We start from the raw sequence: 24,391 nt of genomic DNA on the forward strand, positions 1-24,391 counted from the left end.
CTCCACTCAAAAGTTATTCGTTTGAAAATTTATTAGAATTTATGTCAATCACTTTCCAAAAGGCCTCTTTTGGCTGATGGTTCGCATCAAATAGAAACGGCCAATTCTTTCTCCCTTTAACAGGAAAATCATTTAACCAGGTATAATCATCGGCAACACCCCAAAAAGTAACCGATGTGATCGCTCCGGCATACTCCTTAAATAATTGAAATAACTGTTCGTACTTCTTTGTCTGCGCTTCCATCATCTCCGGAGTCGGCCGTTCGAGTTCTGTCCGCTTATCCTCCCAAGTAAAACAAGATACATCAAGTTCAGTTATATGTAAGCTTAGTCCTAATGATGCATAACGCTCAATTGCCTCACGAATCTCATCGAGCGATGGACTCTCGAGATTCCAATGCCCCTGTAAGCCTACTCCATGGATGGGTACGCCTTTATCCAAAAGAGACTTAACAAGCTTGTATATCTTTTCTCGTTTGACAGGATGCGTTTCGTTATAATCGTTGTAAAAAAGAAGGGCATTAGGATCTGCATCATGAGCAAATTCAAATGCCTTCTCGATAAAATCGTCGCCAACATATTCTAGCCATTTTGAGCGCCTAAGAAGTTCTGGCCCCTCATCCGCGATCGCTTCATTCACAACATCCCAACAATAAATGTCTTTCTTATAACGGCTGACAACAGTCGTAATATGGGTTTTTAGACGATCTAATAGTTGATCTCGGCTGACGGGTACGCCCTTTTGATCTTTAAAAAACCAATCGGGTGTTTGATTGTGCCAGACGAGGTTATGTCCGCGGACCTTCATATTATGCTTTTTAGCAAAAGCAACCAGTTCATCCGCTTGACTGAATGTGAAACCATTCTCCTTTGGCTGAAGAGCTTCTGGTTTCATATGGTTTTCCGAAGTTAAACTGCTGAAATGCTTGGTTAAAAGCCCCTCACTCGTTTTAAGTGTGACAGGGTTCACCGCTGCGCCAATCTCAAAATCATTCTTGAAGACTTCTTTTAATGATGGCATCTTTTTAAGCGTTTCCATACCTTGCCAACTCCTTTATAAGGTATTAGAAGATTATTGGGAGGATTGAATATAGTTCTCCTCAACATCCTTAAGAATCACTTGACTATTTAATAGAAAGGCATAGCATATAAGACTGCTAAACAAAATCACAACAAGATTAGACGTTATCATAGAAAGAAATAAAAGAATAATTATTAAGGCAATATTCCCAAGTGTACATTTGACTTTTGTTAAAAGGTACAAGATGGACAGCTTGAGGAGATCCTTGGTTCGGAATACAAACTGTGAGCTGATTAATAAACCATAGAAGACGGCGACAGCCAAAAAGAAAAGGGCCATAACAAAGACAATCTCTAGAACCGAATTCATAACACTTGAGTGTCTATTAAAATATTGCAAATCAGCCACGAGAACAAACGAAATCACAAGAAAAGGAATCCACAATTTGGATGCGTCCTTGAGGTTTCTTTTATAGCCATAGAAATAGAGTTTAATTGGGGCAATTTCTTTTTCTTTCATCAGTTTTCGAATCGAATAAATTAACGCAGAAAGTGCTGGCCCTGTTGGAATAAGCGCTAGAAAATAAAAAATCATATTTGAAAAGACTGGCTTAATCACTAAGCTGACAAACAGAAGAAGACAATTGCACACGATGAAGCTTACGCTGGTTAATAGAAAGCCGTAGATATGATTCGTTATTGTAAAAAATGGACCTGAGCCAAATTCCTTCTTATTACTCAATTGCTTTCCCTCAAATCGTTAAATTATAGGACAAAAAACTGTCTATTATAAAGATACTTGAAATTCACCCGCTAGAACAAGACTATTTTACTTGGAAAACAAATATCCCCCTAAAAAAAGGAGAAGATAAACTGCCTCCCTTAAAAGGCAGTTTATCTTGAATGGACGTCCTTATTTCTTTTGAGTTTTCAAATAAGCTTGGTAAGCATCATTTGCAGTTTGTACATATTGATCCATACCTTTAGATTTGAGCTCATTCACATATTGATCCCAGTCAGACAATGGACGTTGTCCAGTAATAAATTGAAGTGTTGACTGTTGGACATAGTCCGTTAATGGTGTTTGTTTCAAGGTTTGCTGTTCAGATTGAGCTTGAGTATATGGATGCGGCGGATTAGGAGGAAGCAAAGTCTTGCTTTCCATATCTTTTTGGAATTGAAGCTCAGGACCACTCATCATGGATTGGAGCAATTCCGTTGAACCACCGTAAGCATAGTTACCTTGAGAGAAGCCTAAATCAGTACGTAAATCTTTCGTACCAGATGGGTTAAGACCAGCACCACCAAATGTTACATCAGGCTCAAGTGTCCGTTTACCGTTAGCGTCTTTTGTAAAGGTTTTACCTTCAACACCCCATTTGGCAAATTCTTCACCAGCATCACTGTATAATAACCAGTCAATGAATTGAAGCTCTGCAATAAAGTTAGGGTTCTTTTTAGCGTTAGCTGTAATCATAATCCCATTCTCAAGTCTGGAACCTGCAACAACGTCACCTTTAGGACCGCCTGGAACAGTGATTTTAGCTACTTCAAATTTGCCTTTACCAAGTGTTTTGTCCATATCTGTAATGTACTGTTGAGTGGTTTGTGCATTTGTAGCAATAACAAAGGATTTACCCGTTTCAAACTTTTGAACAGCTTGATCATCGGATTGAGTAAAGCTTTCTTTATCCATAAGCCCTTTAGCAACAAGATCATGGAAGTATGAAATTAAATTTTTATAGTTATCAGTAGCTGGTGCAAAAACGAATTTCCCGGAATCTTTATCAAATTGGAGTCCATCGCCTAATCCCCACCCTGCTTGAGTGCCAAATGTTGGAGCGGCAATATTCAAAGTGCTGTTTCCAGTGTTCGTGTTGAAACGGTCAGAGAATGGGATGCTGTTAGGATAAATTTTCTTTAATTTCTCAAGATCTGTTTCAAGTTCAGCCCAAGTTTTTGGAAGTGGAATATTATTCTTTTTGAAAATATCTACACGAACAGCTAGTGTGTAATCTGGCCAGTAGGCTTGGTGAATCCCTGGCAACACATAATACTTTCCATCCGCCTGTCTCAACGTATCCAGTTCAGGCTCCAAATTCCATTCCTTTACTTTTTGTTCAAAGTTTGGCATATACTTTACATAGTCACTGACTGGTAGAATCGCACCTGAAGACACAAAAGGTGTTTCTTCCCCTGGATAAGTCTTAGCAATAATATCTGGTGCGTTTCCAGAGCTGATTAACAAACTTCTTTTTTGAGAGTAGTCACTCATTGGAACAACAGTTGGTTTTAATGTAACATTTGTCTTTTCTGTAAGATCCGTCCAGAACTCCCAATCCTTTTTGTAAGGATAAGCAGGGTTATCATTAAATAGAATTGGAATAGTGATTTTCTTGGTTGCTTTAAATTGTTCCCCAGCTTTGTAATTCTTCATCGCTGCTCCGGATACCTTGACATCGCTTGAGCTTGATGATGATGATGATTTACTGCTGCCGCAGCCGGTTAGAAGCGATGCTAGAACGGTCGCTGCAACAGCCAAGGTAGCTGTCTTTTTCGCTAACTTATTCACACACATTTCCCCCTAGGAAATTTTATTAATGAACTTATATTGTCATAAGTTTCATCCGCTATTGTTTTACAGAACCTAACATGATTCCGGTTACAAAGTACCTCTGTACGAATGGGTAGACGCACAAGATAGGTAAGACGGTTAAAACCATCGTAACCGCTTTAATATTTGAAGCGATTTGAGTCAAATTATCTGCGCTTGTTGCTCCGCTTGAAAGCGAATTGGAGGCACCAGCAATCAAGTTTCTAAGATAGATAGAAACAGGGAACAAAGACGATTTATCAAAGTATAAGAAGGCAGGGAACCAAGAGTTCCATGCACCTACCGCATAGAATAAAAACATCGTGGCAAGGATCGGTTTAGAGAGTGGCAAGATGATTCGGCCTAAAGTCCCAAAAACACCTGATCCGTCAATAGCAGCCGCTTCTTCCAATTCTTCCGGCATGCTTTCAAAAAAGGATTTCATAATTAACATGTTGAAAACGCTGATGGCTCCTGGAATGACAATTGCCCAGATGGTATCCGTAAAATGCAAGCTTTTAACCAAAATGTAGTTTGGAATCAGGCCACCATTGAAGAACATGGTAAATACGGCAACAGAGGTTAAGAAACGCCGACCCACCAACCTTTTTTTAGATAAAGCATAGGCAAATATGGTGGTCAAAAACATGGAAATTAAGGTACCGACTACGGTATAGACGACTGTGTTTTTGTATGAAACCCAAAATTCCTTGTCCTTCAAAATGATTTTATAAGTATCTAAGTTAAACCCTTTCGGAATGATGCTCACATGACCTGCATTAATTTCAGCACTGCTGCTAAAAGATTCAGCAATGATGTTGACAAAGGGAATTAAAGTTAAAAAGACAACTATCAGCAAGAAAATGACGTTAAATACGGTGAATACCTTATATGAACGAGATGTTTTCATAACTATTCCAACCTCCTTACCACAAACTTGTGTCTGTAAGTTTTCTTGATAAATAGTTCGCCGAGAAGACTAGAGCGAATCCAATGATCGACTCGAATAAACCAATTGCTGTGGCGTAACTAAAATCACTTGATTGTAAACCCACTCGGTAGAGATAGGTTGAAATAACATCAGATGTCGGGTAGTTTAAAGGGTTGTAAATTAATAAGATCTTTTCAAACCCTACCGCCATTAAGTTACCAATATTAAGAATTAACAAAGTGATAACCGTTGGTAAAATCCCCGGTAACGTGATATGAATGGTTTGCTTCCAGCGATTCGCACCATCTATTCTAGCTGCTTCATAAAGGGATGTATCAATATTAGTAAGAGCTGCTAAATAGAGAATCGTTCCCCAACCAGTGGTTTGCCAAACTTCTGAACCGACATATATTGGCCTAAACCAGCTCGGGTCTTGCATGAAAAGAATTTTATGTCCAACAAGCGCTTTCATCAGGATGTTTAATACACCTGTACTTGAAGTGATTTCCAAAATCATCCCACTGACAATAACGACTGAAATAAAGTGCGGAAGATAAGAAGCGGTTTGAACGAATTTTTTGAATTTTGTTGATGTAATCTCATTTAATAATAGTGCTAAAATAATTGGTAAAGGGAAACAGAATATTAATGTTAAGAAGCTTAAAATAATATTGTTTTTAAATACGCCCCAGAAAGACGGGTCATGGATGAACATCTTAATGTAATACAGCCCCACCCATTCCTGACCGAACATGCTCCCGCCCGGCACGAACCTTCTAAAAGCGATAATATTTCCTGCCATTGGAATATATTTAAAAATCACCAAATAGGCTAATGGCAAAATCAGTAAGACATAAAGTGCCACGTCTTTTCTCATTTGTCTAAGTTTAAATTTAACCTTTGACTGGGCCTTAGGCTGAACAGTGGTAATAGGTTTTGAGAGATCGTGTTCCACTTTCATCGCTTAACCTCCTTTTTAAAATTTAAGTCTCGTCTTTTTTTAAAAAAACTCGTTAGATTGGCAGTATTTCGAAAGTTATTCAACTTAGTTCATCTATTAAACTAACTTGATTATACAAAATTCTACAAGATAATTCAAGCGCTTTCATCTATATTTTTTAACTTTTTCGTAAAATTTATATTAGATGAAGAAATATTTTTTTGATTCATTTTTTGATTGAAAGGCATTAGTTTGGAAACCAAATTTTATAGGTCCCGCTGAGTGCTAAAAGGCTGAAAAAATAAAGACAATTATCATAATACCTTCGAACACCTGTACGAACAGGGGTATTCCAAAACTTGTCAACCATCGACCATTTATAAGGTCCATCCGCTGCCAAAGAAGCCATCGCATTTGTCGCGATCAAGCCAACCGGATGTAAAGTTGCCTCTTCTAATGGGAGTCCATCGATGGTATAGCGGCGAAATTCTTCTGGAGCTTTATCTGCGAAGAAAGCCTGAATCAGGTTAGCCTCCTGTACCTCCCAAGAATCACTGCGGAACCATTCGTAATCTAGACCAATGTTGGCTGCAACACGATAAGAATCACTGTAAAAATGGCCGTAACCTCTTTCATTGTTTGGGGTTCCGTCATAATACGCATATTCAGGAGCAAGCCCCGTTACCGGATGACAGGCCAATTTTAAGTAAGCTCTGCTTGCTTCTGCTGCTTCTTTCCAAAAACTTCGATCTTCCTCATTAGCCCAAAGCGCAAACAACTCATAGAAATGAGGCAGATGATAGGATGGATCACTAAATCCACAATTTGGAACAAACTTAATCAGCTTATTTTCAGGATTCCACATGGGCTGTCCGTCACCTGACTCGCCTTTATGGAGACAAGTTCGCAGGAGCTCCCTTGCTTGTACACCATAGTTATAAGGTTCTGCTCCGTCCCCCCAGCGATGAGAGGCGAAGAAGAGGGCAAGAGCAAAATATTCTTCTCCATCCGGTGCAGGTCCGTATGCACGCTTCGATCCATCAGGATTACAGGACCACGCATAGTATCCGGCATTCTCGCCTTCAGTCATATACATATAGGTTCTTGTCCAATTCCATAAGCGATCAAATATGTCTTTTTTGTCCATTTGCACAGCCATCATCATGCCGTAGGACATCCCCTCGGTCCTGACATCCAGATTCCCTGTGTCTAAGATATAGCCTAATGAATCATCTACAGGATAATAGATACGTGTGTCATCATGTTCCCCAAATAGGGCCTCCCAAGTTTCTGTTAATCTTTGTTGAACATCTTCCTCTGTGCAGCCAATCTCTTTAAAAAGATTGGTATAGCTATTCGTTGAAAAGGCACCGTTTTCCGCTAATTTCCCCATGGTACTCCCCTTTCTCAAAGTTCTTAATTCATTCCTTCAACAGGTTGATCCGTTCAATTATTAACTAATGCCTTGCGGTAAGCGGCTACATATTGTTCAGCCTTTTTCGTTAACAGTTCATAGTCACCGGTTTTATAAGTTTCAGAGGTTAGGTCCGAACCAATTCCAACTGCCGCTGCTCCTGCATTCACCCATTCATGCAAGTTTTCTAAGGAGACACCGCCTGTTGGCATAATATGAACTTGCGGATAAGGGCCTTTGATCGTTTTTATCATGGATGGTGCAAAGTGATTGCCTGGGAACAGCTTCACGAGGTCAGCCCCGCATTCTAATGCTTCCTGGACCTCTTTAACCGATGAAACACCCGGCAAAATGGGGACTCGGTAGCGATTGCATAGGACCATCGTCTCTTTATTAAGGGACGGACTAACAATAAACGCTGCACCGTTCAGAATGGCTAGTCTTGCCGTTTCAGGATCCAAAATCGTCCCTGCACCAATAATGGGATCTTCCTCTGAACCCGAATGATAGTTAAGGGCTAATGTCTTAATGGCATCCAAAGCAAAAGGCACAGTCATGGTGATTTCAATAATTTTAATTCCGCCTTCTATCGCTTTTTCAGCAGCCTTTACAACCTCTTCCGGAGAATCTCCTCTAAGAACAGCCACTACCCCATCAGACATGACTCTTTGAAGCACCTTCAATTTCTCCATATTATCACCTCTCAATCTTTCTTTTCTTTCCTAGCAGTTGCTCGACGGTTTCCCAGGTAGGAAGAGCTTCCCAGTCACCCGTTCCTTGTACAACCATTGCCCCGACAAGACTTCCTAACTCAACTGCTTCATGGGGAGTTAATCCCTTAATAATCCCCGCCAAGAAACCTGCCGCAAATCCATCCCCAGCCCCTACTGGATCAACAACCTGTGGAACTTTATAAAAGGGCATTTCGTGAACCCCATTATCAAGAAGCAGATTGCTTTCACCGGCTCCTTTTATAACCGTTATCGTCTCAAAACCTTTAAGATATTGAAGGATATCCTCCAAGTTCGTTGTATCAAGCAAAAGCTTGAGTTCATCAAGACCTGGCAGAAAATAATCCACCTCTTGAATTAAAGGAAGTAACACCTTTCTTGCTTCTTCAATTGTCCATAACTTGAGCCGCAAATTGGGATCAAGGCTAACCTTTACTCCGAGTTGTTTGGCCGTTTCAATGGCATAGAGACAAGTATCAAGACACGACGGACTAAGAGCGGGTGTAATGCCTGTTAAGTGGAGAATCTTAGCCTGTTTGATATAAGAAGGGTCAAGATCACTTGGCGTCATAAGACTTGCCGCTGAATGACGTCTGTAATAAAAAACGAGCGTTTGATCCAAGTGCTTATCTTTTAACATCATGCCAGTTTGAGCTTCGCTTGTTTGCCTGGCTCTAGAAACGTCAACCTGTTCGCCTCTTAAGGTTTTTAAAATGGCCGTTCCCATTGGGTCAGTCCCAAGACGTCCCATCCAGCCTGCCTGAATACCTAGGCGTGCAAGACCAATGGCCACATTGCTTTCCGCTCCTCCAAATGACTGTTCAATGAATTGGCTTCGTTCAAGACTTTTATTCTGAAGAGGCATGAAGAGTCCCATGCTTTCACCAAATGTTACAACGTCCAACTTCCTCACCCCAATTCTTTTCAAAAGTTAAAAAGGTGCTACACCTTATCTCATGGTTCATCCTCTTTATTAGTAAATCAAGCGTCCTTTTTCATCAGTGATCCCCGATTTACGGTAGAAGTAAGTATTGATGATATCCCGCCATTCTTTAGAATGTTCGGCTTGCTTTGAAAGTCGATCTAAGACCGCTTCATAGCGCTCATCATCTACTTTCCCTTTCAACGATCTCCACATCACTTTAAGCTCTTCAGCCTGCTCTACACCTTCAAAATGCGTATCATAAATATGCTGAATAACGGTCTTCCCTGATTTTAATCGGTGCGTGTATGGAACATGGTGGAAGAATAACAGCAACTCATCCGGACAGGTTTCAAGGGATTCATACATCGCTTCATTTTCAGGGAAATATTGACCGGTATAGCCCGTTCCCGTCTTTTTCGTTCGATCAACCCCTATTCCGTCCCGGTCTGCAAAGTGGTACGTCCCCCAGACAGAATACTCGTATCCATCCACATTCGGTCCATAATGGTGACCAGGGTTGACCATCCAGCCGACACCAAGTGGTGAGGTATAATTTTCATAGATTGGCCACGAGCTTAGTAGCATCGTTTTAATAACCTCGTTAACAGCAGGGTCATTCCCAAAGGTTTGTTCAATCCACTCAGAAGTAATGGCTTCGGTTGAGAGATCAGGATCCCATGTCAAACGACCATATCCGAATAGATTAGCCTGAGCCAATGTGTGTCCTGTCCAATTGAGATCAAGCCCAATATTTGTTACTGCTGTCACTCCGCAGTATTTGTATGGGTAGAGCGTTCCGTCAACGACACGTTTAACATAAGAACCTTCACCCTTTGCATAAGTATCAAAATCAAGAAATTCCTTCCATTGAGGAATCAAATAACATAGATGAATTTGCTGGCCTGTGTATTCTTGAGTGACTTGAAATTCAATGATTTGGTTCGTATTCGGCATCGCACCAAATAATGGAGACACTGCTTCACGCACTTGAAAGTCCATCGGCCCATTCTTAATTTGAAGGACGACATTATCTAAGAATTGGCCATCCAATGGTTTAAAGTGATCGTAAGCCGCTCTTGCCCGATCTGTTGACCGATCTCTCCAATCCTGGAGACAGTTATAGACAAAACAGCGCCAGAAGACAATCCCGTCAAATGGCTTCAGAGCGTCAGCAAGAAGGTTGGCACCATCGGCATGATTTCGTCCATAAGTAAACGGCCCTGGTCGATGCTCCGAATCTGCTTTTACGACAAACCCGCCAAAATTTGGCATATAGGAATAGATTTCACTCACTTTTTCTTTCCACCATTGCTTAACATCTGGATCAAGTGGATCAGCTGTCGGCAGATTACCTAATTGCATCGGACTCGCATAATTAACACTTAAGAAGAGCTGAATGCCATATTCATTAAAAATACTGCCGAGCTTCGCGACTTCTGGCAAGAATTCAGAATCAATCAGCTTCGTCTCAACGGCATGAACATTGACGTTATTGATGGTTAAGGCATTGATCCCGATTGAAGCGAGTAAACGGGCATAATCGCGAATCCGTTTATAATCTTTTGTGATGCGATCATCATCGAAGAATATTGAACGCCCCGCATAGCCTCTTTCAATGCTCCCATCCATGTTGTCCCAATGATTGAGCATTCTCATTTTATTCTTAGGCTGTTCAATCAAGTTGAGCTTATTGATTGGCTGTTGCCTTTGGATAAGAGATAATAGTTTATAAGTGCCGTAAATAACGCCTTTTTCTGTCTTACCAATAACAAAAAGGTTCTGATTGGTCGTACGAATGACAAAACCATCCTCATTAAGCTTCTCCAGTTCATTTCGATCGACTTCCGGTATTTGATCTAAGCTATTTAGTGTTCCAAGAACTAGTCCGGATTCACCAATTCTCGATTGAGACACTGGTTTTTGTCCCAACATGGATTCGATTCCGCTTTTGAATTCACTCATAGCTGTTTGGATAAGGGGAGACTCTTCCAAAGCGACCAGCGTTTGACAGTATGAAAGATAGCCTTCACGAGCGTTCGTATCTTCTATTCGATTATATTGAAGCCAAGCTCTATAAGATGTAGAATCCGTGCGCTCCTTGGTTTTCATAGTTAACCATCCTTTTTCAGTTATTTACTCCTATGACGTAAAAGGCGAATCCGTTAAGCCAACTCAAGTTTCTGTTTCATGGCAGGCAGGCATGCATGCTTTAGGCTTGCCGCTATCAGTTGGCTTAACAAGCAAAGACGCCCCATTGTTCTTAACTAAAGATCCCTTAATTAGGAAATAGACTGCTCATTTTCTTGTTTTGACTGACTCTCTTTCAATTTATCCAAGCTATCCCAAATTCCTAAGATATACATGCAGCCAAGAGCACGATCGTATAACCCATAGCCAGGACGGGCCTCTTCATCCCAAATCATGCGGCCGTGGTCAGGTCTTATATAACCTGTATAGTTCGTATCGTGAAGCGCTTTAATAATCTCATATAAATCTTGTGAACCGTCACAACTGCGATGGGAGGATTCGACAAAATCACCATTTTCATAAATTTTAATGTTCCGAATGTGAGCAAAGGCAATCCGATTAATGCTCGAGAAATATCTCATCATTTCCGGAATATTATTTTGAGGATTGGCCCCTAATGCCCCTGAACATAAAGTGAGACAATTGGATGGACTATCGACCATGTTGACAATACGCTCAAGGTCCTTACGATTCTTAACAATTCTCGGTAAGCCAAAGACGGACCACGGCGGATCATCCGGGTGGATCGCCATCTTCACATCGCTCTCTTCACATACCGGAATAATTTGTTCTAAAAAGTATTGAAGATGAACAGCCAAATCCGCCTCGGTTATATTCTCATATAAAGCAAAAAGGTGTTTGATTTCCTTTAAACGCTCTGGCTCCCATCCAGGAAGCACAAACCCGTTTGATTCCTTTTCAATTTTTTCAATAAGGCCTATTGGGTCAACGCTTTCAAATTTCTCTTTTTCATAAGCCAGCACGGTTGAACCATCTGGCATACACTTTGCCAGGTCTGAACGGGTCCAATCAAAGATCGGCATAAAATTATAACAAATGACTTTTACACCGACACTCGCCAGATTTCGAATGGTTTCCTTATAGTTTTCAATGTAGCGATCGCGTGTAGGGAGGCCGAGCTTAATATCTTCATGAATATTAACGCTTTCAACCACCTCAAACGTTAAACCTTTCGATTCAATTTCTTGCTTTAGTGCGACAATCTTCTCAAGAGGCCAAACCTCTCCAACCGGAACGTCATATAAGGCACCGACAATCCCATCCATTCCGGGGATTTGTTTTATGTAATCTAAAGGTACCGTATCATCCTTGCTTCCAAACCATCTAAAGGTAAGCTTCACACAGCATTCTCCTTTGTTGTCATCAGCCAATTAAATTTAGTTGTATAGCTGATCCCCAAAATTTTAAGGTCAATTCTTACTTAAAGAAATCTGGATATCGTTCTTTTAAAACTTCCTTTTCTACTAAAGCCAATCTCAAATGATTAGCCATCGCTTCCTCCGCTTTTTGAGGCTCTTTTTCTTTAATATATTGAAAAATTTCTTTGTGCTGGGAGACAATCACTGACCAATCCATTGACGAATTGACCCTTAAGCGCCTAAGACGGTTAAGATGACTGTTCGATTGATGAAGGAACTCCCAAGTTCTTTGCTTTTGGCTGCCCTCAAATAAAAGTTTGTGAAACTGTTCATCAAGTTCAAATAATCTAGAGAACTCTTGTTTCTCAAGACAAAGCTCTTGCATCACTAAATTAGTTTCAAGCTTAAGCTCCTCTTTAAACTCATAACAGGCAAGCTGAATAACCGAGCGTTCTATACTCTCTCGAATAAAGCGATCTTCTTCTACATGGTCAAGATCAATGAGTGAAACAATTGTCCCGCTTTGAGGATAGATTTCCAAAAGTTCCTCTTGAGCTAATTTAAGGAAGGATTCCCGCACAGGTGTCCGGCTTACTTCTAGAGCAGCTGCCACTTCTTTCTCAGAGAGTTTCGTCCCTGGTTTAAGTGTTAAGCTGAGTATTTGTTCTTTAATAGTTTGATAGATAAAATCTCTTGTTAAACCCTTGCCTCGTTTGTTCGGTGTTGATATCAACAGATTCACCACCTTTTTCATATTGGCTACCTAATTGAAATATTATTTATACTAGTATGCCAGTTGGTTTAAAAAAAGAGAGGAAAGCAATTAAACATCCCCAACTAGGACGTGTTTCATTATTTAATTCGACATCATTAGATTCTTAATTACATAAATGTATTTTAATTATACTAATATGGCAGTTCTTATTATTTAGATTATAAACCGCTTTCAAGGATCCTGCAATTGTTATTTAAAAAAACTTTAGAAAATTTGACAAGAAGCTACCAAGAAGCTCGGTCAGTTCCTAGTGCGCCACCAAACATATAAGAAAAACGTGTCTGGAGCCTTTTTTGTGCGTTGGTGGCTCCAACGCACACATACTCGGGCGGTGCGGACCCTTTTGTGTGTGATGAAGCCTCCAACGCACACACACTCGGGCGGTGCAGCCCCTTTTGTGTGTGATGAAGCCTCCAACGCACACATACTCGGGCGGCGCGGCCCCTTTTGTGTGTGATGAAGCCTCCAACGCACACATACTCGGGCGGCGCAGACCCTTTTGTGTGTGATGAAGCCTCCAACGCACACATACTCGGGCGGCGGAGCCACTTTTGTGTGTGATGAAGCCTCCAACGCACACATACTCGGGCAGTGCGGACCCTTTTGTGTGTGATGAAGCCTCCAACGCACACATACTCGAGCGGTGCGGACCCTTTTGTGTGTGATGAAGCCTCCAACGCACACATACTCGGGCGGCGCGGCCATTTTGTGTGTGATGAAGCCTCCAACGCACACATACTCGGGCGGCGCGGCCACTTTTGTGTGTGATGAAGCCTCCAATACACCAATTTTCGGGCGGCGCGGCCCCTTTTGTGTGTGATGAAGCCTCCAACGCACACATACTCGAGCGGTGCGGACCCTTTTGTGTGTGATGAAGCCTCCAACGCACACATACTCGGGCGGTGCAGCCCCTTTTGTGTGTGATGAAGCCTCCAACGCACACATACTCGGGCGGTGCAGCCCCTTTTGTGTGTGATGAAGCCTCCAACGCACCAATTCTCGGGCGGCGCAGACCCTTTTGTGTGTGATGAAGCCTCCAATGCACACATACTCGGGTGGTGCGGCCCCTTTTGTGTGTGATGAAGCCTCCAACGCACACATACTCGGGCGGTGCAGCCACTTTTGTGTGTGATGAAGCCTCCAACGCACACATACTCGAGCGGTGCGGCCCCTTTTGTGTGTGATGAAGCCTCCAACGCACACATACTCGAGCGGTGCGGCCCCTTTTGTGTGTGATGAAGCCTCCAATACACACTCTTCCCCTCTAAGTTTACTCATGGTTTATGATTGAATTTTCCACAAGTCTAGAAGCTTGTAATTTCCTAACAGACTTTAAGCACAACTTTCTGGTACAAAAAAATCCACCGGTCGTATGAGAGCGGCGGATCTTAACTGTTATGGTCTGTTAAACTCAAGATATAAGCGGGTTACTTCATAGGCTGGCTCTTTTGCTTCTTTTTTTCAACCGTCTCAACAGAATCCGGAAGGGCATTCGTTTCCCCGGATTCCGCCTCTTTCATTGGCAGGACGCTTAGGATACCCGTTGGTTCTAGAATCGCCCACCGGATCGCTTCATAATTAAAATGCCCCTGTTCTCGAAGCATTTGTTTGAGCAAATCTTTGTTCACTTTACTTTTTTTTAAGTTTTCAAAGACGATCCTTCCATTATTAATAAGGACTAAAGGGAGTCCGCTCGTAGCCGATCTGAATTTACGGCTTTTCAAAGCTATGTACGATGCAAGAACCGTCAATCCAGAAAAGAGAAAAAGCTGGACAGCACTGTTGACAATCCCTTTAATATCTGAGGAGGCAATAATATTAGCTCCTATATTTCCCATACACGCTCCGGCCACCCAATTAAAATAGGTCGCCTGACTTATTTGCGTTTTACCGATCCACCGAACAAGAAGCAATAGGAACGGAAAGGTTATGCAAGTTGTTAAAACATTAAATAACCAATGAATGCCCATCTTATTTCCCTCATAGTCATATCTGTTTGTCTTTAGGATGAGCATCCCATTGAAAATTATACTAAAATTGGATTCATTTAAACTTAAGCACCCCGTCTTTCTATGGCGACCCGGATATACAAAAGAAAAAACAGCAAAAGCTCGCAAGCTTATCCGCTGTTTTTTCTTGGTTATTTTCGTAAACATTGTTTTATTTTTTAGGCTCCAATAAGCTCGTTTTCCGCGGGCAATCCGTGAGCCTCGGCAAAATACGCCTGCGGGGTCTCACCTGGCTTGCTATTCCCGCAGGAGTCTCACCTAATTCCACCTATTTTTTTTCAAATAGCAACAACCTTTTAGAAAAGAGCCTTTTCTTTTATCTCCAATAGGCTTAAGAATTTTGTTTAATCAATTGGCTTACCGCTTCTTTAATAGGTGTCACAGGACGACCAAGCAATTGTTCAAACCCTTGGCTTTCCACTTCTAATGTTCCTTCACGTATGTCTTTTTGAATGTCAACAAGCATTGGTATAATAAATTCTGGAACACCTGCTTGTTTCATCGCCTCCGCATAGGCTGCATCATCCACCTGCAGAACTGTGACCTCTTTGCCGAGAACGGTACCAACAGTTTGGGCCAGCGCCTCCATTGTCATCAATGGACCAGATAATTCATAGATGGTATTTTCATGTCCATCACCTGCCAATACAGCAGCCGCCGCTTCTGCATAATCCTGTTGAAGCGCCCAACCCACTTTGCCATTTCCTGCTGACGTCACCCAAGGAGCACCTTGTGAGACCGCTTGAATGCTGGAAAGTTCATTTTCCAAGTACCAATTATTCCGTAAAAATGAATAAGGTATACCTGTTTTTAAGATTGCCGCTTCTGTTGCTTTATGAGTGGGAGCCAGAAAATTGGTCGTTTCCTGTGCGTTCACGATGCTCGTATAGGCTATAAATTTTACACCAGCGTTTTCTGCAGCTTTTACCGTATCGGTATGCTGACGTATCCGTGTGTCATTATCGCCATCTGCCGAAATCATGAGCAGGCGATCAATACCCGTAAATGCCTTAGTCATCGATTCTGGATCATCAAAATTACCTTGGCGCACCTCTACACCGTGCACTTTTAATCCTTCAGCTTTTTCTGGATTTCGAACACTGACCACCAAATCCTCTGAAGGGACTTTCTTTAATAGTGTCTCAACCACCTTGGAACCCAATCTTCCTGTTGCTCCCGTAACTAACAGCTTCATCCTTTTTCCTCCATTCCTATTGCCTGTTAACTTGCTTGAACGACAAATGATTAAAATTTTTCCAACTCTGAATGTAATCACTCTTATTACTTGTAACCATTTTAATTACATTTAAAAGAGAAGTCAATTTATTTATCCTTATCACACCCCAATGACAACTATTAATACGGAAAAACCTTCGTTATAATAAACCTCTTATTCATATCACTGCCCCAGGATTTAGGGTATAATACTTGTAATCATTATAATTACAGTTATCAAAGTGATAGTCTGCAAGGGAGCGATTAATTATGTCCATCAGCAGCCGGTTTGCTGTCGGAGTCCATATACTCACTCTTATTGAGTTTAATAAAGAAGGCATCAGTTCCTCCGAATATTTGGCAGAAAGCGTCAATACAAACCCAGCGTTGATAAGAAAAATTACGGGTATGTTAAAAAAAGCGGAATTAGTCAACGTCCAGCCTGGCATTGCGGGGGCAAAGCTTGCTAAAAACTTGTCTGATATAACCCTTCTAGACGTCTATAAAGCAGTAGATGTGGTTCAAGATCAAGAACTTTTCAGCATTCATGAACACCCTAACCCTAATTGTCCTGTCGGCCGAAATATACAAGAAACCATTCTGCCTGTGCTTACTCATGCCCAACTTGCCTTAGAGAAAGTGCTTGGAAATGTGACCATCGAGGATATTGTGGAGGGAATCAAAGAGAAAGAGAATAACAGTCAATAATGAGGACTAGAGCGTTCTTGAAGCTCTTTAACTAACAAACAAAAGGACATCATCTTAGAAAACAGCAGTCGTTTCTAGAGGATGTCCTCATGCTTGATAAAATGAGAAAACTCGTCAATTAATGGTTTTCGAAAACGCGTCTTTTTCTTCACTATGTACAAGCTTCTAGTGATGCGAAGGTCTTTCACCTTCACCTCTTTTAGAAGGCCAAATTTCAACTCAGTAACAGCCGTCAGTTTGGGGACAATGCTCATCCCAAGCCCTGCTCTTACGGCGCTTTTAATGGCTTGAAGGCTGCCAATTTCCATTGATCCACGGATTTCCTCGAGAACACCTTTGTCTTTCAAGGCTTCCTCAACTAAAGCTCTTGTTCCGGATGATGGCTCACGCCAAATCATTTTCTCTTGGATCATCTCGCGAATCCCAATCTCAGTAATCCCTTCCCAGCGGTCATTGTTCGGAGTGACGAGTATTAATTCATCCTCTGCAAATTTCTCAACGATAATGTCTCGAGCTTTTTTATCCCTCTCAAGGATCCCTTCTACTAATGCAATATCGATCTCATAGCTCTGAAGCTTGGCTAATATATCAGGTGTATTGCTCAGTGAGAGCTGAAACTTTATTGACTCTTTTTTATTCATAAAACGCTCAAGCAAGTCAGGCAAGATGTAATCCCCTATTGTTAAACTGGCTCCAACATGAAGTTTCTTTTCAGCATTCCCCGTTATCGCCTTAACCGTCTCTATTGAGCCTTGAAAGTTCGCCACGATTTCCTTGGCATATGGATAGAGAGCTTTTCCTGCTTCAGTGAGAATTAATCGTTTATCCGTGCGGTCGAACAATTCCGCCCCGTACAGATCTTCAAGCTGATGAATTTGTTTCGTCACGGCCGGTTGTGTGACGAATCCTTTTTGCGCAGCTTGTGTGAAACTCCCCTCTTCAACTACATCACAAAACATCTTAAGACTGGATAGATTCACGGTCATGTTCACCTCCACTTTAACTTTTACTCAAAATATAGAAAAGTTCAATAGGTTCTTCTGCCGTATGCTTCATTCTTCATTCTTCATTCTTCATTCCGATTCGTTATATCCTATAACTGGAAGTGAATATACAACCTGAGTTTCTTCTTGTTAAGCTTATTACAGGCAGGTTACATAGGGGTGAAGAAAATGACAATGACAACAAGCTTGATCCTCTTGCTTATTGGTATTTTTGCAGGCGGTTATGGGACAATTGTAGGGGCTGGCGGCGGTTTTATCTATGTACCCGCATTACTTCTTATCTTCCATATGCAGCCATCTGTTGCTGCAGGTTGCGGATTAGTGATTGTGCTGATCAATTCCCTGTCAGGCGTGTTTGGCTATGCCAGGCAAAAGAGAATTGATTACCGGACAGGAATTGCCCTAGGTTTCGGCGCTCTCCCTGGTTCTCTGCTTGGCGTTTGGCTCTTACAAGTCTATTCCTCCAACTATTTCTACATTTTCTTTGCGACCTTGCTCGTTGGCTTAGGACTCTTTTTATTCATTCGGAATTCGCGTCTTTTTAATAAAAGAAATAAAACACTAGAAACAGAGGCTGAGAAGACATCAGCCGTCACTCGAGACTCAATCTTACCTAAGATTCACCTAAAATGGTTGCTTCCACTTGGTTTTTTAATGGGGATTCTTTCTAGCTACCTAGGCATTGGCGGCGGCTGGCTGCTTGTTCCTATTTTAATCTATGCTTTTAGAGTTCCGCCCCACATTGCGACCGCCACCTCTATTTTTTCTCTTTGTCTTTATACGTCAGTTGGCGTCCTTTCTCAGGTCTTTTATAGCAGCATTGATTGGATGACTGTAATATGGGGAGGCGTTGGTGTCATCATCGGCTCACAGCTGGGTGTCCTAGTGTCACAGAAAATCCCAGGAAAACTAATCGTTCAATTGTTATCCCTGCTGTTGCTTGCCATCGGCTTCAAGATGTACTTCAGTTAATTGATATCATTAAAAAACAAAAACTCACTCTAACCTTTGAGTGAGTTTAATTTACATCAAAATAGGCGGTTTTCTTGATTGAATGCTTTGGAAGCGGCCTCGTTTTGGGAAAAGAGTTTATGAATTTAAAAGCTGATTGATTAAGAGAATCACTTGGTTAATAGCTTTAATAATCAACTCAATGACGGTACCAATAAAGCGGAATACGTTCAGGATACTGTGAAAGATACCCCAAATAAACACAATCGCATCCTTAACATAACCGCCAAATTCGAATACACAAAACAGTAGGAGGCCGAGTGGTATAAAAATTTTGGCGAATAGAATCGCCGTTTTAATGATCACTTTCTCAGTAATCGACTCCACTTTTTCTTTGTCGATTTTTTTTCTATGCTTAGCTTGTTTGGTCGCAAACTTGAGCTCGTTCAGCCATTGCTGGACTTTCGCCTTTAACTTATCCGCTATTAATTGGTAGAACTGTTTTTCAGCTTTCTTTCTATGCCTTGCTTCAGTCATTCTTCGGTCATCCTTTAACCCGTCGTTAGTTTAAACCAATCAAACGACTTATTGTCCAAAAGATTGACCTTTATTATAGCCCTCAAACATTAATTTTGCATGAATACAGGTTTATTTACATGATTTCTCTTGGTTTGACTTCTAAAAAACCGCGAGCCATTCTCGTTTTTTCTTATTTTGCGGTAAACCAGCAGCCTTTAGATTTTTGCTCTTCCTCTTCTTACCCTTAAAAGAATCATTTAAAAAAAGTGAATCATGCTTCATTGATCCAGACGAGCATCTCCCCCTGCTCTCTGTTGCACCAAGCATAATAGGGAATGGCCTTAATTGGGTTGGGGACCGTTTGTACTGATGTTGCTTGATAAAGTGCCTGGTCCCACTGATTCTCATCTATCCTCACAGCATCTGCTGTTATCACCACTACCCCATTTAGCAGGGAACCCTCAAATTGAGCCGTCAGTTCTGCTGAACGCGGAAGCTTGATGGCATGTAAATTCTCTCCGTTATCCGCCTGTTCGAGACAGTAGACAACAGGTCCGCGCTTAATGGCCACTTTTCCAACATTATGGCGAACTTGCGGGTTTGAGTAAATTCTTTCAGCCACCATTGGAAAATTCAGTTCAACTTGGTCATTTTTCTTCCATTGCCTTTTAATATACACATAGCCGTCTTTCGTTAACGCTTGCTGATCGAGACGCTCCCCATTTATTTTAATCTGAGTTCCTTTAGCCCAGCCAGGAATTCTAAAGGCCATAGAAAATAGATGCTCGCGATCTGGGTCTATATTTATGACAACCTTTCCGTCCCAGGGGTAATCCGTCTTTTGCTTAACAGCAACATGGACATCTTCAATATCAAAAGCTGTTTCATTCCCCATGTACAGATGAACAAACAAGTCGTTATCCTTCTGTGAATAAATATAATGGCCAATTGAAGCAATTAGTCGAGCCAGATTTGGCGGACAGCAAGCGCAGCCAAACCAAGATTGGCGGACAGGCTTCACATGTCTTTTGTCAGGACGTTTTTCACTGGCCTCAGGCAGAACCTCTAAAGGGTTCACATAGAAAAATTTCTTCCCGTCCAAATCCATCCCGCTGATCGTGCCATTATAAAGCGCCAATTCCATAATATCTGCATAGTCACTGTTTGCTTCAAGATTCAGCATACGATTCGCCCAAAACACAAGACCGATGGAGGCACATGTTTCCGTATAAGAAAGATCGTTTGGCAAGTCGTAATTAAATGAAAAGGCTTCCCCAGCCACCATCGAGCCCATTCCGCCGGTCACATACATTTGCTTTCGCGTCACGTTCTCCCACAGCCGCTTACAGGCTGCTTTTAGAGACTCATCATTGGTTTTCGCTGCAAGGTCCGCCATCGCTGTGTACATATAGACAGCGCGGACAGCATGCCCCACGGCCTCTGATTGTTCACGAACCGGCTGATGAGCCTGATGGTAAGCATATGTATCCTCGTTCCAACTTTCAGTATTCTGCCGCTTATTTTTTTCAATATCAAAGTAATGCGGCTGTTTTCCTCGCTCATCGATAAAATACTTACTTAACTTCAAGTAGTTTTCATTTCCTGTCACATCGTATAACTTAACAAGGGCTAGTTCAATCTCTTGATGGCCCGGATAGCCGCTAAGTTTCCCTTCTTCTTCACCAAATACAGTATCAATATAATCCGCATATTTGCTCATGATATGGAGAAATGTTTCTTTACCAGTGGCTTTATAATAAGCTACTGCCGCTTCAATTAAATGGCCGGCACAATATAATTCATGATTATCTTTCAAATTCGTCCAACGTTTTTCCGGCTCTTTAACCGTATAGTAAGTGTTTAAATAACCATCTGACCTTTGAGCTCTTCCTATAAGATCAATCACCTCATCAGCCAGGCGCTCAAGTTCAGGATTTGCTTCCGTTTCTAAGCTAAAAGCAACCGCCTCAAGCCATTTGGCAACATCACTGTCTTGAAAAATCATTCCATAAAACTCACCATCTGATTCTCCAGCTGCAATCCGAAAATTTTCTATGGCATGACTTGGTTCTGCATCTGGCAACTGATCATTTAATGCCTGCCACTGATAAGGGATCATATTTTTCTTAACGATATCTTGGTACTGGCTCCAGAAAGTATCTGTGAGGCTGACTTTTGGTATAAGCTTTTCCACTGACGATTCACCCATCCTTACTCACCATTTTTTGATTGGACAACTTTTATAAGCTAAACTCGTTCGAAATTGGATAAAACAGCCGCATAGAGTACAAGTATGGTTGGAGCGCTTCGAGCACTCCGCACATATGGAAAGACGGTTTGTACGAAGGTCATCACTCGCAAGGTCCGTTTCGAGCGCTAACTGTTCGGCAACAAGCTGCTCAACGTCCAACTTCAAAATGTCTTCAACTGTTCGGCAAGCCTTACATCGTGTACTCATAAACTCACATACCTAATTCTTGAAAGTCATCGTCACAACGCTCATTGCGGGAACGGAAACCACTAACTTCCCATCCACTTCTTTGTAACTTGTAAATTCTTTTATTTTAATGACATCCGGTTCATCAAAGGAGTTATGCGAGTCCATCTTTTCTCCAGCAATATATTGACCTTCTAAACTTGAAAATTGTCCCTCTGTCAATTTGAATTCAAGCTCCTCTTTCTGATCAGTGCTAAAATTGCAAATGGAGAGTGTTGTTAAACCTGCTTTCTTAGAGGCGGTACAAGTGATAGAATCTGAGTGCTCCCCATATATCTCAATCGACTCTGCATCTTGATGATTTTTATACAAATCAAAGACATGATACGTGGGTGTTACTACCATTTTGTCGCCTTCTGTCAAGATCATCGCCTGTAACACATTAATCATTTGGGCAATGTTAGCCATGTAGACGCGGTCCGCATGCTTATGGAAAATGTTAAAGGTAATGGCGGCCACCATGGCATCACGAATTGTATTTTGCTGGAAGAGAAACCCAGGGTTCGTACCCGGTTCAACATTGACCCAAATTCCCCACTCATCAACAATTAAGCCAACTCGTTTCTCTGGATCATATTTATCCATAATATGGCTATGTTTGGTAATCAATTCATCCATGTACTGAGCTCGCTCCATCGTACTGACCCATTCACTCTCAGGAAATCCCGTTGCATTTCCTTTATCCTGCCAATTTCCGGTTGGAATGGTGTAATGATGCAGACTAATGCCATCCATATACCGTGCAGCATTGGCCATAAGAACTTCCATCCAGTTGTAATCATCTACGCTTGGTCCGCAGGCAATTTTGTAAATCTTCTCCTCACCGTATTGACGGACATAGGTTTGATATCTTCTATAAAGGTCGGCATAATATTCTGGGCGCATATTTCCACCGCAGCCCCAGTTCTCATTACCGACACCGAAAAACGCCACTTTAAAAGGCTCATCATGGCCATTTTCACGCCTGAAATTAGCCATCGGAGACTCACCAGGCATCGTCATATAGTCGACCCATTCCTGCATTTCTTCAACCGTTCCGCTGCCCACATTTCCGTTCACGTAGGCATCAGCCCCTATTTGCCTTAGCATTTCAAAAAATTCATGCGTTCCAAATGAGTTATCCTCCGTCACACCGCCCCAGTGGGTGTTGATCATCTTTTTGCGCGCTTCTTTCGGTCCAACCCCATCTTTCCAATGGTATTCATCCGCAAAACAGCCTCCTGGCCAGCGAACGAGCGGGACTTGAACAGCTTTTAAGGCTTCAATGACATCCGTGCGCATCCCATTCACATTCGGAATATCTGAGTTTTCACCGACGTAAACCCCATCATAAATGCATCGCCCTAAATGTTCGGCAAATTGGCCATAAATGTACTTGCTTATTTTGGATCCCTTTTTATCAGTCGTGAGTGTTAAAACCATGGGTCATCCTCCTTAATTAACTATGAAAAAAATTAGTAGAGTCATAGATTCACAGAATGCGCTTTCATTTAACGTCAAACCTAATCCCGTTTAAGGATCAAAAATGGTCTGCCCTTCCTTCTGGTTAATATAAGTGTTAACGCGTTTATGTAACTTCAATTCCATTTAATAATATTAACGATTTATTGTCAATATGATCTCATTGATTTAATATATTTATAAACTAGAAAAGAGGAGCCATTCCAAAATGGAACTGAATCTTACGGCAAGTGATGACTATGTCTCGATTTATGAAGCGCTCGCGAGCCCTGTCCGTCTGAAGATCATCCGACTTTTATCAGAGAAAGCCATGAACAATACCGAACTAGCTGAACAACTCAGCTTGAGTAAAGCGATCGTGACGATGCATGTCAACAAGTTAAGTGATGCGGGCATTATTACCACCGAATTAAAACGAGTGGGGAAAACGACAACCAAAATCAGCACACTAGCTCTCAATAGAATTACAATTGATCTGCCCGTGTTACACGATACAAACAACGATCCTTTTTATGAAATGAGAGTCCCAGTTGGCCATTACACCGATTTTCTAGTTCGTCCGACTTGCGGACTCGCGACAACAGAGAAAATTATCGGACATCTGGACGATCCTCGCTATTTTCTGGACCCTGCCCGGATGAATGCCGGAATCGTCTGGTTAGGCACTGGGTTTCTGGAATACAAAGTCCCGAATTATTTATTGGCAAGCGACCGGCCGAAGACACTGGAAATCACGATGGAGATCGCATCCGAAGCTCCTTCAATTAATGAAGATTGGCCCTCTGACATTTCTTTTTACATGAATAGCCTCTTTATTGGCACCTGGACAAGTCCGGGTGATTTTGGGGAAAGTCGCGGCATTTATACACCTCGCTGGTGGCCAAGAGATATTAATCAACATGGCTTGCGAAAAATTATTCGCATTGACGATAAAGGAACTTTTATAGACGGTGAGAAACTGTCAACCATCACGATCAACCAACTGGACCTGCGGCAAAAATACTTAACTTTCCGGTTATCCGTTCCTGAGGATGCCAACCATCCCGGTGGCCTGACTCTGTATGGGCAAGGTTTTGGGAACTATAATGAGGATCTCGTATTCAGACTTTATTATTCGAGTTCTCAGTTTCAAAAGGCATAGTGCCTGAGACAAAACATCCATTGCAGGTCTTTAAAAATGACGATGGAACATCCAATAAGAACTGAGCATAAGTTTTCGCATTAAATAGTCAATGACCAAAAGAGCATGCGGCAAGTTCGCGTGCTCTTTCCGCTAGACTGTTTCCTGCTA

21 protein-coding genes are annotated in these 24,391 nt (G+C 41.7%); 3 read left to right on the plus strand and 18 right to left on the minus strand.

Annotated features, from left to right (window positions below; genetic code table 11):
• Nucleotides 1–13: 13 nt before the first annotated feature.
• The 13 genes from PU629_RS17320 to PU629_RS17380 all read right to left on the minus strand — a co-directional run bounded on the left by PU629_RS17320 (nt 14) and on the right by PU629_RS17380 (nt 15,940).
• Entirely contained in the window at nt 14–1,039 is a 1,026-nt protein-coding gene (locus PU629_RS17320; protein WP_275281289.1) for an endo-1,4-beta-xylanase, read from the minus strand.
• A gap of 33 nt (nt 1,040–1,072) precedes the next feature.
• On the minus strand, nt 1,073–1,762 hold the full coding sequence (locus PU629_RS17325) for a YesL family protein (RefSeq protein ID WP_275281290.1): 690 nt from the start codon (nt 1,760–1,762) through the stop codon (nt 1,073–1,075).
• A 171-nt stretch (nt 1,763–1,933) separates the two neighbouring features.
• Nucleotides 1,934–3,592, minus strand: coding sequence for an ABC transporter substrate-binding protein (locus tag PU629_RS17330; protein WP_275281291.1), 1,659 nt, complete (start codon nt 3,590–3,592; stop codon nt 1,934–1,936).
• Nucleotides 3,593–3,650: 58 nt separating this feature from the next.
• The gene (locus PU629_RS17335; RefSeq protein ID WP_275281292.1) at nt 3,651–4,523 is read right to left on the minus strand and encodes a carbohydrate ABC transporter permease; all 873 of its coding nucleotides are present in this window, start codon (nt 4,521–4,523) and stop codon (nt 3,651–3,653) included.
• Between the two features lie 16 nt (nt 4,524–4,539).
• Complete coding sequence (locus tag PU629_RS17340; protein ID WP_481900452.1) at nt 4,540–5,505, minus strand: ABC transporter permease; 966 nt, start codon at nt 5,503–5,505, stop codon at nt 4,540–4,542.
• 226 nt (nt 5,506–5,731) lie between these two features.
• Nucleotides 5,732–6,877, minus strand: coding sequence for a family 8 glycosyl hydrolase (locus tag PU629_RS17345; protein WP_275281293.1), 1,146 nt, complete (start codon nt 6,875–6,877; stop codon nt 5,732–5,734).
• A gap of 53 nt (nt 6,878–6,930) precedes the next feature.
• Nucleotides 6,931–7,590, minus strand: coding sequence for a bifunctional 2-keto-4-hydroxyglutarate aldolase/2-keto-3-deoxy-6-phosphogluconate aldolase (locus tag PU629_RS17350; protein ID WP_275281294.1), 660 nt, complete (start codon nt 7,588–7,590; stop codon nt 6,931–6,933).
• A gap of 4 nt (nt 7,591–7,594) precedes the next feature.
• Entirely contained in the window at nt 7,595–8,542 is a 948-nt protein-coding gene (locus tag PU629_RS17355; protein ID WP_343076292.1) for a sugar kinase, read from the minus strand.
• Between the two features lie 60 nt (nt 8,543–8,602).
• Nucleotides 8,603–10,663: an alpha-glucuronidase family glycosyl hydrolase gene (locus PU629_RS17360; protein ID WP_275281295.1), complete on the minus strand. Its 2,061-nt coding sequence runs from the start codon at nt 10,661–10,663 to the stop codon at nt 8,603–8,605.
• Nucleotides 10,664–10,833: 170 nt separating this feature from the next.
• Nucleotides 10,834–11,943, minus strand: a complete 1,110-nt coding sequence (gene uxuA / locus PU629_RS17365) for a mannonate dehydratase (protein ID WP_275281296.1) — start codon at nt 11,941–11,943, stop codon at nt 10,834–10,836.
• Nucleotides 11,944–12,019: 76 nt separating this feature from the next.
• Complete coding sequence (locus PU629_RS17370) at nt 12,020–12,691, minus strand: GntR family transcriptional regulator (RefSeq protein ID WP_275284483.1); 672 nt, start codon at nt 12,689–12,691, stop codon at nt 12,020–12,022.
• 1,472 nt (nt 12,692–14,163) lie between these two features.
• A complete protein-coding gene (locus tag PU629_RS17375; protein ID WP_275281297.1) occupies nt 14,164–14,706 on the minus strand; it encodes a DUF421 domain-containing protein in 543 nt (180 codons plus the stop codon).
• Nucleotides 14,707–15,076: 370 nt separating this feature from the next.
• Nucleotides 15,077–15,940, minus strand: coding sequence for an SDR family oxidoreductase (locus tag PU629_RS17380; protein ID WP_275281298.1), 864 nt, complete (start codon nt 15,938–15,940; stop codon nt 15,077–15,079).
• 290 nt (nt 15,941–16,230) lie between these two features.
• Here PU629_RS17380 and PU629_RS17385 point away from each other — a divergent pair, with 290 nt between their 5' ends.
• Nucleotides 16,231–16,668 carry an Rrf2 family transcriptional regulator gene (locus PU629_RS17385; protein ID WP_275281299.1) on the plus strand — a complete coding sequence of 146 codons (438 nt, stop codon included), beginning with the start codon at nt 16,231–16,233 and terminating at the stop codon, nt 16,666–16,668.
• 74 nt (nt 16,669–16,742) lie between these two features.
• On the opposite strand, the gene PU629_RS17390 is transcribed toward PU629_RS17385, so the two are convergent.
• Nucleotides 16,743–17,654 carry a LysR substrate-binding domain-containing protein gene (locus PU629_RS17390; RefSeq protein ID WP_343076293.1) on the minus strand — a complete coding sequence of 304 codons (912 nt, stop codon included), beginning with the start codon at nt 17,652–17,654 and terminating at the stop codon, nt 16,743–16,745.
• Between the two features lie 186 nt (nt 17,655–17,840).
• Between PU629_RS17390 and PU629_RS17395 the strand changes: the two genes are divergently transcribed.
• A complete protein-coding gene (locus tag PU629_RS17395; RefSeq protein WP_275281300.1) occupies nt 17,841–18,644 on the plus strand; it encodes a sulfite exporter TauE/SafE family protein in 804 nt (267 codons plus the stop codon).
• A 117-nt stretch (nt 18,645–18,761) separates the two neighbouring features.
• Here PU629_RS17395 and PU629_RS17400 read toward each other — a convergent pair whose 3' ends face one another.
• From PU629_RS17400 to PU629_RS17415, 4 genes are all read right to left on the minus strand, one after another.
• Nucleotides 18,762–19,160: a hypothetical protein gene (locus PU629_RS17400; protein ID WP_275281301.1), complete on the minus strand. Its 399-nt coding sequence runs from the start codon at nt 19,158–19,160 to the stop codon at nt 18,762–18,764.
• Between the two features lie 253 nt (nt 19,161–19,413).
• Complete coding sequence (locus PU629_RS17405) at nt 19,414–21,351, minus strand: glycoside hydrolase family 127 protein (RefSeq protein WP_275281302.1); 1,938 nt, start codon at nt 21,349–21,351, stop codon at nt 19,414–19,416.
• Nucleotides 21,352–21,357: 6 nt separating this feature from the next.
• Entirely contained in the window at nt 21,358–21,600 is a 243-nt protein-coding gene (locus PU629_RS17410) for a DUF6171 family protein (protein ID WP_275281303.1), read from the minus strand.
• Nucleotides 21,601–21,612: 12 nt separating this feature from the next.
• Entirely contained in the window at nt 21,613–23,061 is a 1,449-nt protein-coding gene (locus PU629_RS17415) for an alpha-N-arabinofuranosidase (RefSeq protein ID WP_275281304.1), read from the minus strand.
• 247 nt (nt 23,062–23,308) lie between these two features.
• On the opposite strand from PU629_RS17415, the gene PU629_RS17420 reads away from it, so the two are divergent.
• Nucleotides 23,309–24,241: an ArsR/SmtB family transcription factor gene (locus PU629_RS17420; RefSeq protein ID WP_275281305.1), complete on the plus strand. Its 933-nt coding sequence runs from the start codon at nt 23,309–23,311 to the stop codon at nt 24,239–24,241.
• Nucleotides 24,242–24,391 lie beyond the last annotated feature (150 nt).

This window comes from Pullulanibacillus sp. KACC 23026 (assembly GCF_029094525.1).
Taxonomy (GTDB): domain Bacteria; phylum Bacillota; class Bacilli; order Bacillales; family Sporolactobacillaceae; genus KACC-23026.